Here is a 15,534-nt window from a genome sequence, read left to right as displayed (position 1 = left end):
ATGAGCGTTCCAGTAGAAAAACATGAATATTTGCGAAATGTTTTCGCTTCTGGAATATGATGTGTTTCGTTCCTTTTGGCAAGGACGGAATCACTTTTTAGTTCCATGGAACTATTTCCCCTAAACTTGGGATATTCAGCAAGACAAACAAAAAAACCGGCATTTAGCCGGCTTCTTTTTGGTTTTTTATTTGTCAGTCAAATTTATTTTGACTGATCTTTGAGACGGGCTATGGCTTCATCCTTGCCCAGAATGATGAGCACGTCGAATATTCCCGGAGAAGTGGAACGCCCGGTCAGGGCTGCGCGCAGCGGTTGGGCGACCTTGCCCAGCTTCAGTTCCTTTTCCTCGGCGAAGGCCCTGACCAACTGATCGGTGCTTTCGAGCGACCATTCACCAAGGGCCTCGAATTTCGGAACCAGCTCGCCGAGCAACAGCCGGGCATCATCTGTCAGCAATTTCGCGGCCTTGTCTTCCATTTCAAGCGGACGCGTGTCGAACAGAAATTCAAGACCGGCCTTGAGTTCAAGGAGCGTCTTGGCGCGTTCTTTCACGCTTGGCATGGCCAGCATGATTTGCGCTTTCTTGGCGTCATCGATCTTTGCGAGCAACGCTTCGCCACCTTCCAGATGTGGCAGCAGGCTGACCCACTGATCATAAAGGTGATCATCAGCGGCATTTCTCATATGAATGCCGTTGAGATTCTCGAGCTTTTTGAAGTCGAAGCGCGACGCGGCCTTGTTCATGCCTTCAAAGCCGAACCATTCGATCATTTGTTCGGTGGTCATGACCTCATCGTCCCCATGGGCCCAGCCGAGGCGAACCAGATAGTTGCGCATCGCTTCTGGCAGATATCCCATGTCGCGATAGGCCTCGACACCCAGTGCTCCATGACGTTTTGACAATTTCGCTCCGTCCGGCCCGTGGATGAGCGGGATATGCGCCATGGTCGGAACCTCCCAGCCCAACGCCTGATAGACAAGGGTCTGACGCGCTGCGTTGGTCAGGTGGTCATCGCCGCGCATGATGTGGGTGACGCCCATGTCATGGTCATCGACAACGACAGCGAGGTTATAGGTCGGGTTGCCGTCAGAGCGCATGATGATCATGTCATCAAGATCCTTGTTCGGGAAGCGAACAGTGCCCTGAACCTGATCCTCGATGACCGTTTCCCCTTCTTGCGGAGCCTTGATACGGATGGCAGGCTTGACGCCTTCGGGCGCCTCGGACGGATCGCGATCCCGCCATGTGCCGTCATATCGCGGCGGGCGTTTTTCGGCCCGTGCCTTTTCGCGCATTTCCGTAAGTTCCTCGGGCGAACAGTAGCAGCGATAGGCTTTTCCGCTGGCGAGCAGTGTGTCGACAATTTCTCTGTGGCGCTCGACCCTTGAATATTGAGAAATCGGATCGCCATCATAGGAAAGCCCCATCCAGTCCATGCCTGCAATGATCGCGTTGATCGCGGCATCGGTGGAGCGTTCTCTGTCGGTGTCTTCAATGCGAAGCAGCATTTTGCCGCCATTTGCTTTGGCAAAAAGCCAGTTGAATAGGGCCGTGCGAGCGCCTCCGATATGAAGGAAGCCAGTCGGGGATGGGGCAAATCGCGTTACAACCTGGGAACACATAATGCTATCAGAAACCTGCTGTTCGGGATATATTGAACCGGAAGTTGAGATCGGTTGTGTGCCTGAAAGACATATTGTCATTGTGCGGCTGATCTCGTTGGCCGGCATTTTCAAGATGTCATGCATCTAGCATAGCTTGCACCCCGGGTGAAAGGCCTGATGGCAAAGAGTGAGAAGGAAAAAGGTGTAAAAGCCCGATTTGAGGCGAATAACTCATCACAGATTGATGAGAAGGCTTTCCCTGTGGTGCGTTCTTCCTCTCAAGGGGCAAGCCAGCCTTTGCCTTTGCTGGCTTTTCCTTTTAAAAAACCGACAGCCGTTGTCCGCGCTCGTTTCGTGATGGAGTCCTTGTTTTGCAGGCTGCATGAGAATTGGAGCGCGGATTGCGAGAAACAGAATGCGCGCTTTTTGTGGGTGACGCTTGGTCTTGCTTCCGGGGCAGCAGCTTATTACTCGCTGCCTGACGAGCCCAATTTCTGGCTTCTTCTTCTCTTGTGTGTGGCCATCGGAGGCTGGATATTTCGACGGGCAAGGGCGGGGCAGGCTGTTTTCGCCTTGATGCTATTGGGGGCGGGGCTTTTGGGCCTCACGGCTGCGAGCTTTCATGGCACGTTTCAAGCCTCCCCGATACTGAAGCGGAGCTTTTCAAGCGACATTACCGGCCAGTTGGAACGCATCGAGTATCGGGGCTCTGCGGCAAAACCCGAAGAGCGCTGGACCGTGCGTGTCGAGCGGATCTCCCGACTGTCATCAGACACCATGCCGCGCAAGCTATTGCTGTTGCGCAAAAGTGTCGACGGAGCGTTTCATGTCGGTGAGAGGTTGAAAATGCACGCCTTTCTCACTGAGCTGCAAGAGCCCGTTTATCCGGGCGGTTTCGATTATGGTCGCTACCTCTGGGCGCGCTCTATTGGAGGGCAAGGATATCTTGCCCGTGGCATTGAACGCTTGCCCACCAGTTCTAACGCCCCATTTTCACGGGCTGTTCACTGGTGGGGTGACAGGGTCGAGCAGGCTCGGGGGGATATTGCCCACTATATTCGGAACCGGATTGACGGGGAGGCGGGCGGGTTGGCCGTTGCTCTTGCGGTTGGGAAGAGGGATTTCCTGTCCCGTGATGTTCAGGATGATTTGAGGCGCAGTGGCCTTGCGCACATTCTTGCCATTTCGGGGCTGCATATGGCGCTGGTGGCCATGTCTGTTTTCTGGTTGACGCGCAAGGCCTTTGGTTTCATTCCCGGTCTGGTGCTCCATTATCCGACCAAGCAATGGGCTGCGCTGCTCTCGCTGGTGTTTGCGACCGGCTATCTCGTCCTATCCGGAAGCTCGGTTGCCACGGTGCGGGCCTTCGTCATGACAGCGATTTTTCTCGTCTCGATCCTCGTCGGGCGTCCTGCATTTACCATGCATAATCTGGCGCTGGCGCTTGTCTTTCTGGTTCTCATTCAGCCCTATGGCGTGGTTGAGGCGGGCATGCAGATGTCCTTTGCGGCAACGGCTGCGCTGATTGCCTGTTATGATCGGATCAGGATACGGTCACAAATGGGCGTGCCCCTTCTTGACCGTGCTGATCGGTCTTTGTTCGGCGTGATCGCGAAGGGGATGTACAGCATTGGAGGGGGACTGTTGGGAATTGGGCTCACTTCGGTGATTGCCAGTCTTGCGGTTTTGCCCTTTTCCGTTGCGCATTTTCAACAGATGGCTCCCCTGGGGCTCATCGCCAATCTGGTAGCGATGCCCGTTCTTAGTCTTGTTGTCATGCCGGTCGGGCTCGTATCTCTCATATTGTCCATTTTCGGTTTGCAATCCGTACCGCTCTTGATTGTACAGACCGGGCTGGAGACGATTATCGAAACGGCGAGACTGGTATCCGATGCCTCTAACCCTGCCTATCTGGTGGTCAAGGCGGGCGGTCCGTTTTTGCCCTTTTCGATCCTGGCGCTTGGCGTCTTCACAATCCATCGGCGTTATCTTGCCAAGGCTGCCATCATACCGTTGGGACTTGCATTTATCATCTGGTGGAGCGGGCCGCAGGCGGATCTATGGATATCTCAAAAGGGGACGATGGTCGCCTATCGCGATCAAGAAGGTACATGGCAAAGCCTTGGATCAAGGCACATGACACTTGAATTTCAGTCTCTTATTCGCTCCGAAGGGGATATGAGAGTTCTGGGCGGGAAAAGTCTGGCAAACAAGGTAAAAGATGATCGATCCGCAGTCCCCATCGAGACCGTCTGTGATGGGGAAGCCTGTTACGCTTCAGGTCTTTTACAGGCGGGAGGAGAGCAAACCACCTTGTCTCTTGCCATCGTGCGCAAGGCATCAGCCTTTGCAGAGGAGTGTCAGCGTCGCGCAATCCTTGTGAGCAAGCTGCCGATACCGAAAAGCTGTGAGGCTCCCTTGCTCACCATCGGCAAAGATGAACTCAAGCAAAGGGGTGCACTATTTGTCAAATTCAAGCGGGACAATCAGAAGGGAGTCGGTTTGAGGCCGGACGCAGATCGTCGCGGGGAATTCGCTCTGGTTGCTGGGCCCACACTTGAAGAGGGGTTGGAGGGGAGGAAAAGGCCCGAGGTTGTTCGGCAATCGGGCTGGAGGCTTGAAACAAAAACGGCGCTGCCTGTAGGACAGCGCCCCTGGATGCGGTCGGATCGGCTCGACTGACTCCGGCGACAGATGGCATGCATGCCATAAGGCTTACCATAAGGCTGATGAGGCCCTATGTGACAAAGATCAGTATTGGCGCATAAGGCCGACCAGCTTGCCCTGAATTCGCACCCGGTCCGGGCCAAAGATGCGGGTTTCATAGGCCGGGTTGGCTGCTTCCAGCGCTATGGAAGCCCCTTTCTTTCTGATCCGCTTGAGGGTGGCTTCCTCGTCGTCAACCAAAGCGACAACAATTTCTCCAGATGTTGCGTCATCGGTCTTTTTGATCACAACGGTATCGCCATCAAGAATGCCTGCCTCGATCATGGAATCGCCACGCACTTCCAAAGCGAAATGCTCACCACCGCGCAGCATCTCGATCGGAACCGAGACCGAATGTGACTGATGCTGAATGGCGGAGATGGGAACACCGGCGGCGATTCGGCCCATGACGGGCACGGAGACACCGCTTGATTCTTCTTCCCTGATGCTGGTGGCGGATTCTTGCGGTCTTGCCTTTCCAAGCCCGCCTTCCACGACACTGGGTGAGAAACCACGAGCCGGTGCGCCGAACGACGGCATATTTGCTTCAGGCAATTTCAGAACTTCCAGAGCCCTTGCCCGATTTGGCAGGCGCCTTATAAAGCCACGCTCCTCAAGAGCGGTGATGAGGCGATGAATGCCTGACTTCGAACGAAGATCGAGTGCATCCTTCATTTCATCAAAAGAGGGAGGAACACCGGTTTCCTTAATGCGCTCATTGATAAACATAAGCAGTTCGTGCTGCTTGCGTGTAAGCATTTCCCTCTCCTATATCCGAAGGTCTAGCGGGTTTCTCAAAACCGAAACATCTGTGGCACAAATCACGAACAAAATATACATGTTCTTGCTGTGTTCTGCAAGCAGGAATATTGACGGCAAGCACTAAAGGAAGATTTAACGGGGCTTCAAAGAGTGTGGTGACTGTTTGGTGGCGTGCTTTGTCTACCGGTTTACTTAAGACAAAAGACGGGCAGGGCTGTTGTGAAAGATTGATCTCTGGGAGGACGTCAGGCTCTTTGCTTGCGCTTTCCGCAGGTCTTTTTCAAGTAACGCAGTTTCGAGGGGGTTGCTGCTTTGAAAATGAGAAAAGGCTTACTCGAGAGGCGATAGATCCCTCAAGTAAACCTTTAAAATAAATGCGTTTTTCGCGCATCAAGGATTGAGATTCCGTGTTCTGCCTCAATTCTGCAATTGCATGCATTTCACCAGAAGCAACATCACGAGCGCTTGGCCATACGGAGCCGGGACATTTGGAATCTTGCGATAGAAATCGAGATCGTGCCCCATTGGCGTACCGTCCGAGACTTCCAACACGATGCCATCGTCATTGATCCGTTTAATCACTGCGTCATAAGCCTTTTCTGCGACGCTTCTGTAGTCTTCGCTCAACAAGCCAAGGTCCAGAGCCTGCAAAATGCCATAGGCGAAAGCTGCCGTGGCTGACGTTTCGACGGGCGAATCAGGATCATCCAGCAGAGTCGAGAACATGCCGTCTTCATGTTGCAGGCTTTCCAGGGTTTTGACCTGCGCGTGCAGGACAGTCGTCAGGTAACGGGCTGCGAAAGCGGGGATGGCATCTCCAACCAGAATGAATAGCTCTGGAATGGCGACCGTGATCCAGCTGTTGCCGCGCCCCCAGAAGGCATTGGCAAAATTGTGGCGACCGTGAAAAGTCCAGCCATGGTACCAGAGCCCGGTGACAGGGTCGGACAAATATCGGGTATGAAGCAAAAACTGGTGAATGGCTTCATCGATCCAGTCATTACGGTCAAAGCGTTTACCAGCGTTGGCAAGGAACAGGCAGGTCATGAACAGGGTGTCATCCCACATTTCCCCGTCGTTCATCCGCTCTTTTACCACGTGCTGAAAGCCGTTATCTTCCGTACGAGCTAGTCCCGTCATCAGCCAATTGGCCCAATCCTTTATGAGCTCTTCCCAGTCTGGCCGGTCGACATAGTCGATCAGTACCGAGAGGGCAAGCATCGGCGATGTGGAGTTGACCTGACGTGGTGGCAGGCCACGCCCGATTTGCCAATCATACCAAGCCTCGAGCGAGGCGATCAGTTCCTTGTTGCCGGAAGCCTCGGCATGTCGCATGAGCCCATACATCCCGACACCAACTTCCCAGTCCCATTCGTCAAATTGCAGTTTGAAGCCGCCTTCGTTCAAAGGTGCTGTTTCATTCATGCCTTTGAGACGTGCCAACCCGACAGCAACGTTGCCAAGCAGGGTGTTCAGATCTTCGGTCTTGTTCATTTTGCCTACTTTCATATTCCTTGCGTTGCCTTCAGTGATGCTTCAGCGAAACGGCATTTTTGACAGAGATTACCGGTTCGAGTGATTGACTGGGGAATGGGTGCAGTATGGTGTCGATTGACAGTCCCTTTTCATAAGAAAGGTGAAGCGTCGGTCTGTCTGGTCGTTCCAGCGTCAAGAGCATCTTGTCTTTGTCGAAGCCGATGGTGAGTTGTGAAAGCATGTCGAGAATGGTTTCAAGCCCGGCGCCATCTTCCAGATCGCCGACAATGGCCACCCAAGCGGCCTTTCTGCCTCGGGAGATGAATTCCCTGTTTTCGCCCGGCCCGCGATCCACCATCTCCAGTGGGGCGTCCGGTCGCAGGGCGGCAAAGCCGTTTTGCGATCTCAAAACGAGCCAGTTGTCGCGGATACACCAGTCATCGTAGGCATCAAGAGGCGCGTAGATGTGGGTGAAGTCGATGCGATGATCTTCGGGGATATCAAAGAGCATCATGGCGACATTTTCATGCTGGGCGACCCGCGGTATCGAACCGTTGCCAGCCCAGTAGGATGGCCGCTGGTGGCCCCAGGGATCATCTTCACCGGGATGGTTGACCCAAGCCCGCGCAAAGGGATGCCCGGCGAAGCGGATATCGAGCATGTGTTGCTGATGCCCCTTGGTTCCGGGGGGGCTGTCGACGGAGGCTGACAGCTGAACGGAGGCGGTTTTGTAAAGGGCAAGACGTGCAGCAATATTGTAGCCCTGCACATAATGAGCCTCTACGGCCATGCCCGCTGATGGAAAGACCAGGTCAGCCAATTCCGAAGGCGGTTCATAATTGCCAATGCAGAACATGGTAAGGGCGGCCACTCCGTCATTGAACCAGCCCTGTCCAAAGGCGACGGTTGCAAAGGGTGCCAGTTCGGTGCAGGGTCCGGCGCGCAGTTCCTTGTCATAGGCGCGGCCCATGGATCCAGCAGGTACTCCGGCGAGCGTATGCAGGCCGATCATCTTGAAGAGGCGGCCAAGAAGCGCTGCTGCCCGTTCAGAAACGGAGCCCTTGCCCCAATGTTGCAAGGCCAACAGGCCGATAAAGTCGATTGGATAATAGGCGGCCGAGTTCCATTCGGCAAAGCCATGTCCCTCGATAGACGAAAACCATTGGGAAAGGCGGTCTTCGGCGAGTTTCAATTGCTCGGTTCCCGTCCGCCCGGATGTGACAAAGGTCTCGTCTTCCAGCAGCAACGCGGAGAGATATTGCGATGTGTGGAAGCACAACACATGGTTTTCGCTCCAGAACCACATGACATCATTGCCCGGTTCATCAACCCAGTACCGATAGTTCAAAACCGATTTTTTGATTTTGGCACTCAGGTCTTCGGGCAATTGATCGCGGTAGGCTCCATAAAGCCAGAGCAGCGGGACCATGATGAAGTCCGAGCAATCAAGACGTTCATCGATTGATGCGAGAGTGGTTTCAATCAAGGTCCGGCAGATTTCGGTACAACCTCGACCCGTGGCGAGGATCGCAAGAGCTCGACCAATGCGGACCTCTCCGTGATCGGCAGCGTAGAGCAAGGCCTGCTGCTTCCGCTCCTGCAAGGAGGGGGCAAGCGTCTGTGGGATAGGCTTGCGTAAAAGGGCAAAGGCAATTTGGCGGACAACCTTTGTTTCTCCCACCTCAAAGACAAGGTCCAGTGCGTGATAGGCGTCAGGCATCGCGTCGATCCCCTCGACAAGGGCGATCCTATCGCCTGCCTTGAGGGTGGTCGTGCTGGAGAGAATGAGGGGGTTGTCCCGCAAGTGGACGCTGGGAAGAACCCGGGCCGAGATCGTCACGTCAAGGCTTGCAGGCTTGTCAATCTTGAGCCTCAGAGGCCCGGAAGAGCAAAATTCTCTCTCGGGGCGGATGTCACGGGCAAGGGCCATCAGTTCATCGATGACAGAAGCATCGGCGCTGCTATCGATCAGGCTATCAATGGTGTCCGGGCCCAGAAGTGTCACCTCGACATGCCAGTCGACATCCCTTTCGGCGAGGTCTTCGCACAGCATCACGACGTCGCTACCGGCCTCTTTGAGGGGGAGCGAAATGTCTGTTTGCTGCTCGTTGTTTCGACTGAAGGGTTCGAATTTGGCTGCAAGTACGCCATCGACCCAGATATGCACGCCTCCGCATGTGGCAAGTCGGAAATCATAGTTGCCGTCCGCCTTGGGCTTCAAAATGGTCCCGCACCAGCGTTTGAGCCTTGTCGGGCGATGTGAGAAACCGGAGAAGTCCAATCGGCGGTTGAAACCGGGAAGATTGATGCTTTCCACTTTCCAGTCCGTTTCAAGAGCAACCGTGCGGTTTGCCACATCCTGCCAAAGGGCCTTTCGGCAAGGCAGGTCTCCCACATCGACAAAGCCATTGATGAAGCGATATTGAACGCGGTCTTCTGCCAGAGCCATATCGCCGGGATATGGGGTTTCATGACTTGAAGACAGCGACCAGGCTGTCAAGGTTTCTCCTGGCTTCACGGTAAAGCAGGCAAAGCGGCCTTGGCCGGAATCGGTCATTTTATTCATGGCTACACCCCGGCCAACTCGATTTCGCCCGCAAAGTGGCAGCTCACCTGACGGCCATTGACGGTCTTGAGTGTGGGCTTGTCTGTTTTGCAGCAGTCCTTGGCAAATCGGCATCTTGGATGGAAGGCACAACCGGTCGGTTGATTGGCTGCATCGGCAATTTCGCCCTTGAGGATGATCCTCTTGCCTTCCTTGCGGCGACGCGGATCAGGCTGGGGGACAGCCGAAAGCAGGGCTTCGGTATAGGGATGCAGGGGAGTGCGGAAAATGTCGTCCGTGTCTCCAAGTTCGACCAGACGCCCCATATACATCACACCGATCCGGTCGGAAATATGCTCGACCATGCTGAGATCATGGGTGATGAACATGTAAGTGAGACCGAGTTTCTCCTGAAGATCCTGCAAGAGATTGATATTCTGGGCCGCAACCGAAACATCAAGGGCGGAGACGGCTTCGTCTGCCGCAATGAAGCTGGGATTGAGTGCGAGCGCTCGGGCGATGCCGATACGCTGGCGTTGGCCGCCGGAGAATGCATGGGGATAGCGCAGGATATATTCCGGACGCAGACCGACCATTTTGAGCAACTCGGCAACCCGTTCCTTGATTTGCTCTTCCGTGCCATAATTGTTGACCTTCAAGGGCTCACCGATCAACTCCAGCAGGGTCATGCGAGGATCCAGCGAGGAATAGGGATCCTGAAAGATCATCTGCATTTCCTTGCGGATGGGACGCATCTGCTTGTCTGTCAGCTCACCAAGCTCGGCGACTGAGCCGTCCGTCATGCGAAAGCGGATGGATCCTCCGGTCAGCACATAAGCGCGCAGAATGAGGCGGGCGACGGTCGATTTTCCCGAGCCACTTTCACCCACGAGCCCGAAAGTCTCACCTTTCCTGATATCAAAGCTGACATCGTCGACGGCCTTGACGTCGCCCACGTGGCTTGATCTCCACCCCTTGCGGATGGGAAAATATTTTTTCAAACCCCTGACGGAAATGAGAACATCATCGGGCATTTCAGGCATGGTCACACTGTCATTCATTGGGCCGCCTCCTCAAGCTTTCCCGCCCTGAGGCAACGGGCCTCGTGCTCGTTGGAGAAGCTCACCATTTCAGGGTCTTTCACGTCACAAAGGCCTTTGACTGCGAATTCGCATCTTGGATGGAAGGGGCATCCCTTGGGTACGCTGAAGGGATCGGGTACCATGCCAGGAATGGTCTTCAGGCGCTTCACTGGCGCCTGACCAAGGCGGGGAACCGATTGCAACAGGGCACGGGTGTAGGGATGCTGTGGGTTGTAGAAAATATCGTCCACCGGCCCACTTTCCAGAACACGCCCCAGATACATGACAGACACGCGATCCGCGATATCGGCCACCACACCGAAATTGTGCGTGATGAAGATGATCGACATGCCCAGCTCATCTTGCAAACCACGCAAGAGATCGAGAATCTGGGCTTCCGTGGTCACATCCAGAGCCGTTGTCGGTTCGTCGGCGATCAGGAGATCGGGGTCGCAGGAGAGCGCCAGAGCTATCATCGCCCTTTGCCGCATGCCGCCGGATAACTGGTGCGGATAATTGTCGACCAGAAGCTCGGGTCGAGGCAATTGCACCTTGCCCAGAAGCTCGATTGCGCGCTCCCGTGCTTCTTTCTTGGAGCATTGCCGGTGCAGCAGGATCGTACGGGTGATCTGGGTGCCGACCGAATGAACAGGGGAGAGGGCTGTCATCGGCTCCTGAAAAATCATGCCGATCCGGTTGCCACGTAACTGGCGGATTTGGCGGGAGTTGCCAGTCAAACTCGAGATGTCGACTTCTTCTCCCGGAGTTGGCTGGAAGCGGATTTGGCCTGTGCTTTCATGCAGGTTTTTCGGGAATAGCCGCATGATGGCGCGAACCGCAACAGATTTTCCGGATCCGCTTTCGCCAACGATTCCGAGTACTTCTCCGCGGTTGACGTGGTAGGAAACGCCGTTGACGGCTTTTACGATGCCTTCGCGCAGTTCGAAATGCACATTGACATCCTTGAGATCCAACAGGCGTTCGGGCGGCATGTTTGCAGGTTTGTTATTCATTATTTCCCCCGTCAATGGCCATAAGGATCGGCAGCGTCACGAAGACCATCACCGAGAAAGTTGAAAGCGAGCACCACGAGCACCACAGCGATGCCCGGGAAAAGGAGCCATGGTGCCAGAGAAATGGATCGCAAATTCTGCGCGTCCTGTAGCAATACGCCCCAGGAAACAACAGGTGGGCGAAGGCCCAGGCCAAGGAAACTGAGGGCTGTCTCACCCAGGATCATTTCCGGCACCGCCAGTGTCATGGCTGCGATGATATAGGAGGTCATGGCAGGCAACATATGGCGGGTAACGATCCGGAACTCGGATGCACCACATAGTTTGCTGGCCATCACGAAGTCTTCAGACCGAAGGCTGAGGAACCTCCCTCGCACGACCCTGGCCAGATGCGTCCAGCCGATGAGCGCCAGGATCAGGGTGATGAGCACATAGACAAAGAGAGGGTCCCAGGCGATGGGCAAGGCTGCGGCCAACCCCATCCATAACGGGATGGTGGGAATGGAGCGGATGAATTCCATCAAGCGCTGGATGGAGGTATCAAGCCAGCCCCCGTAATAGCCGGAGATGGAGCCGAAGAAGAGCCCGAGGACGAAGGAGAATATCACCCCGATAAGCCCGGCCGAGAGGGTGACGCGCGCTCCGTAGATGAGGCGGCTCAAAAGGTCGCGGCCGAGACTGTCCGTGCCCAGAAGGTTGATTTTCTGGCGGCGGTGATCGATGCCGAACAGATGCATCTTGGTTTCCCAGATGCCCCAGAACTTGTATTTTTCTCCGGTCACGAAAAACTGGATGGGCAGAACCTTCTTGTTATTCTCCTCGTAGATCACCCGAGCGGTTTCGGGGTCGCGGGTGCGCTTGAGTTCATAAACGAACGGGCGGTGCAGTGAGCCGTCATGCCAGATGCGCACGATGCGTGGCGGCACGAAGGTTTGAATGCGTTCGATCGAATTCGGTGCGTAAGGGGCAATGAATTCGGCGAAAATCGCCACGAAATAGGCAAAGGTCAGAAAGATCAGAGAAATGACAGCAAGTTTGTGTTTCTTGAACCGCCACCAGATCAGTGTTGTCGCACTGGCGGAATAAAGGCTCTCGGCGTTGCTGTTTTCTTCGTCTTCGAATGCTGTTTCTATCATGGACATGGGCAAGCTCACGAATAACGGATGCGCGGGTCAGACCACGCAAGAAGAACGTCGGAGATCAGCGTCCCGATGACGGTGAAGACGCTAAGGATCAGAATGAAACTGCCTGCAAGATACATGTCTTGCATCTTGAGGGATTGCAGCAGCAACGGCCCCGTGGTTGGCAGGTTGAGCACGACCGCGGTGATGATGTCCCCCGAGAAAAGGGCAGGTAGCGCCCAGCCGACCGTCGAGATGAAGGGGTTGAGCGCAACGCGGACTGGATAACGCCAGACCACTTGCCGTTCGCTCAAACCTTGCGCATAGGCTGTCTCGACATAGGGCTTGCCAAGTTCATCGAGCATGTTTGCGCGCATCACGCGGATCAGACCAGCGGCTCCGCCTGTGGCAAGAACCACCACCGGTATCCATATGTGACTGAGAATATTGCTAAACTTCGCCAGGTTGAATGGGGCATTTTCAAATTCTGGTGACATCAAACCACCAACATCCATATTCAGCCAGGCAAAACCCATCCACATAAGCACGAGGGCGAGCAAAAAGTCCGGGATCCCTTTTCCCAAAAAGCCAAAGACCGTGAAAACATAGTCGAACAGGGAATATTGCCGTGTGGCCGAATAGATGCCGACCGGAATGGCTATGATCCAGGTGAAGATCAGGGACAGGGTGGACAGGATTAGGGTGATCGACAAGCGTCCCCAGATGAGGTCTGAGACCGGAGCGTTCCAGTGGAAGGATTGACCAAAATCACCATGCAGAATAATGGCTGAAATCCAGCGCCAATACTGTATCAGCATCGGATCATTGAGCCCCATCGAGGTTCTCAGATCTTCTTCTTGTGTGAGGGTCAGGAATTCTCCGTTATTGCGCATTTCAGCGACCAGGGCGGTTACATAATCCCCCGGTGGCAGCTGGATGATGGCAAAGGAAACAAAGGATACGACCACCAGGACGGGAATGGCCCATAAGACTCGTTTGACGACGAAGTCGAGCATCTGTGTTACCACGCTTATTTTTTAGAGATGCACCCCTCCCGTGCACGGGTTTGGATCAAACCCGATGCTATAGGGAGTATAAAGCCCCGGAGTGGCCAACGGCCACTCCGGTAGTCTGGAAGACAGAGTTATTTTCCAATCCACATCTGTTGGGTCCGGGCAATGCCGATACCGCGGGTGATGTTGTCTTCGACCAACCCTTCTTGAAGGTTGTGGAAGTTGTTTTTCACGATGATTGGGGTTCTGACTTCACCGATAAGGCCGATAACCCAGCCGTTATTCACAAATTCGGCAATCATTTCGTTGGTTGCCTTGTCTGCTTCTTCAAGTGAGCCAGCGCTAGACGCACGGTCCCAATCTGCCCAGACTTTGCGAATAGGATGATCAGCAGGTGGCTCGATGCCACTTTCTCCCCCGGTGCGATACCAGGTGAAATACTCGTTGGCGAAGAAATCACTGCCCATCATGATGCGAGGATCAGCAGGAACGATAGACAAACGGTCGAACGGTATCAACTGCATCTGGAAGTTGTTGTTCTTGCGGTTGTCGTCCCACTGGGTGCGGTCGATCAGGCGAGGCAACATTTCCACGCCAACATCGCGCAGGTTATCTGCGGCCAGCTCAAGCAGGTTGTTGTAGGCGTCGTTGTTGTTTTCCACGACGATCTGGAAGCGTTTCCCGTCAGGGCGCAGGCGGAAACCATCGGAATCCCGTTTATCAAGACCTGCTGCATCTAGTAGCTCATCGGCCTTGTCCGGATCATAGGCCGTCCAGTGGGCTTCAAGCTCGGCGTTGAAATATGGAGACCCGGAAATCGGAGACGCACTGCGGGCTTCGCCGAGGCCCGAGAATGCAAGCTCATTGATGGTTTCACGATCAATGGCAATTGAGAGAGCTTGGCGGACATCGGCATTTTCAAACAATGCACGCAGCCCTTCGTCATTTACAGTCAGGTTTGGAACCAGAGACCAGACGTTCGCAGATTTGGATGCTCCGACATGATATCCACCTTTCTCCTCATTCTCTTTGTAGAAGGTGAAGTCGTTGGCGGTCACATAGCGTTGCTGCATATCGATCTGACCCTGAACAATCATCAGGTTGAAGGCATCCTGTGCCTCGAACAAACGATGCTCAATGGTGTCGATATATGGAAGCTGGTTGCCTTCCTGATCAACGGCCCAGTAATATGGGTTGCGAACCATGGTGACCTTGTCACCCATGACACCGCCCTTGACTTTCCATGCTGTGATGACTGGCAGATCTTCGTTGAACCACCAAGCCGTTACCTTGCCTTTGGAGCCCCAAAGTTTGGTCCAGTCTTCTACCTTGTATTCTTCAGCCAGTTTTGCCAGCTCTTCGGCAGAAGCATAATGGTTGTTGAATTTTTTCAGGTAATGGGCTGGAGCAAGGAAAGACGGACGGTCAAGGAAGGCGGCGGTGCCAGTCGAGTCCTGAGCCAGAATATTCAGGAAATAGACATAAGGCTGAGAGAATTTGACGGTGAAGGTGCGATCATCAAGGATCTCGACCGTCAATGGTTTGCCACCCGGAGCGAGATATGACTCGTGGTTATGAGTGATTTCTTTGTTGTTATAGATATCGTTGTACCAGAATTTCACATCTTCCGTGGTCACGGCATGGCCATCTGACCATTTCATGCCTTTGAGCAGGGTGAAGGTGAATTCGCTCGAGTCTTCATTGACCGAATAGCTTTCGATATATGCCGGGGTCAGCTCAACATTGCCTTCAGGAGTTGCAGCATATTTCAAAACGCGCTCTTCCATCAGTTTGGTTGGTCCCCAACGGTCGCCGGGGCCTTTGAAGGCGCGTTTCCAGACGCCACCATATTGGCCGACGGAAAGGGCTTTAACAACAGTTGGTTTTTCTGGCAGACGCTCCTCAACGGGGGGCAGCTGACCGGCTTTTACCATCTCTGCCAATATTGGAGCTTCCTGAAATGCATAGGCCGATGTCGAAAGCATCAGGCCAAGCCCGATAGATGTAAGTAAACCAGTTTTGATCATCACTCTGGGTGTCCTCCACTTGTGGCGAAGCTAAACTCGCCAAGAAATTCCTTCCCTGTATGTGACTGCTCCGAGGTGATTTCCGTTTGGTTGGGAACCAAAACAAAAATAAAAATAATTTCACATTAGGTCGGATCATTTTCACATAAAAACATAATAATCATAAGCTTTTTGACTTCGCA

10 protein-coding genes are annotated in these 15,534 nt (G+C 54.1%); 1 reads left to right on the top strand and 9 read right to left on the bottom strand.

From position 1 onward, the window contains the following. Positions 1-203: 203 nt before the first annotated feature. Positions 204-1,625 carry a glutamate--tRNA ligase gene (gltX, locus tag ACHZB8_RS18975; protein ID WP_316862626.1) on the bottom strand — a complete coding sequence of 474 codons (1,422 nt, stop codon included), beginning with the start codon at positions 1,623-1,625 and terminating at the stop codon, positions 204-206. A gap of 159 nt (positions 1,626-1,784) precedes the next feature. Between gltX and ACHZB8_RS18970 the strand changes: the two genes are divergently transcribed. Then, complete coding sequence (locus ACHZB8_RS18970; protein WP_316862625.1) at positions 1,785-4,289, top strand: ComEC/Rec2 family competence protein; 2,505 nt, start codon at positions 1,785-1,787, stop codon at positions 4,287-4,289. A gap of 69 nt (positions 4,290-4,358) precedes the next feature. Here ACHZB8_RS18970 and lexA read toward each other — a convergent pair whose 3' ends face one another. The 8 genes from lexA to ACHZB8_RS18930 form a co-directional block, all read right to left on the bottom strand. Further along, a complete protein-coding gene (lexA, locus tag ACHZB8_RS18965; RefSeq protein ID WP_316862624.1) occupies positions 4,359-5,072 on the bottom strand; it encodes a transcriptional repressor LexA in 714 nt (237 codons plus the stop codon). Positions 5,073-5,492: 420 nt separating this feature from the next. Further along, entirely contained in the window at positions 5,493-6,569 is a 1,077-nt protein-coding gene (locus ACHZB8_RS18960) for a glycoside hydrolase family 88 protein (RefSeq protein WP_316862622.1), read from the bottom strand. A 31-nt stretch (positions 6,570-6,600) separates the two neighbouring features. Then, positions 6,601-9,117 carry a hypothetical protein gene (locus ACHZB8_RS18955; RefSeq protein ID WP_316862621.1) on the bottom strand — a complete coding sequence of 839 codons (2,517 nt, stop codon included), beginning with the start codon at positions 9,115-9,117 and terminating at the stop codon, positions 6,601-6,603. A gap of 2 nt (positions 9,118-9,119) precedes the next feature. Next, a complete protein-coding gene (locus ACHZB8_RS18950; RefSeq protein WP_316862620.1) occupies positions 9,120-10,157 on the bottom strand; it encodes an ABC transporter ATP-binding protein in 1,038 nt (345 codons plus the stop codon). Beyond that, entirely contained in the window at positions 10,154-11,191 is a 1,038-nt protein-coding gene (locus ACHZB8_RS18945) for an ABC transporter ATP-binding protein (protein ID WP_316862619.1), read from the bottom strand. Before ACHZB8_RS18945 ends, ACHZB8_RS18950 begins: the two co-directional genes overlap by 4 nt. 11 nt (positions 11,192-11,202) lie before the next feature. Next, positions 11,203-12,333, bottom strand: a complete 1,131-nt coding sequence (locus tag ACHZB8_RS18940; protein WP_316862618.1) for an ABC transporter permease — start codon at positions 12,331-12,333, stop codon at positions 11,203-11,205. An 8-nt stretch (positions 12,334-12,341) separates the two neighbouring features. Beyond that, complete coding sequence (locus tag ACHZB8_RS18935; RefSeq protein ID WP_316862617.1) at positions 12,342-13,328, bottom strand: ABC transporter permease; 987 nt, start codon at positions 13,326-13,328, stop codon at positions 12,342-12,344. Between the two features lie 128 nt (positions 13,329-13,456). Continuing rightward, on the bottom strand, positions 13,457-15,352 hold the full coding sequence (locus ACHZB8_RS18930) for an ABC transporter substrate-binding protein (protein WP_316862796.1): 1,896 nt from the start codon (positions 15,350-15,352) through the stop codon (positions 13,457-13,459). Between the last annotated feature and the right edge of the window lie 182 nt (positions 15,353-15,534).

The organism is uncultured Cohaesibacter sp., assembly GCF_963556055.3.
GTDB lineage: Bacteria > Pseudomonadota > Alphaproteobacteria > Rhizobiales > Cohaesibacteraceae > Cohaesibacter.
This window is presented reverse-complemented; position numbering and strand designations above follow the sequence as displayed.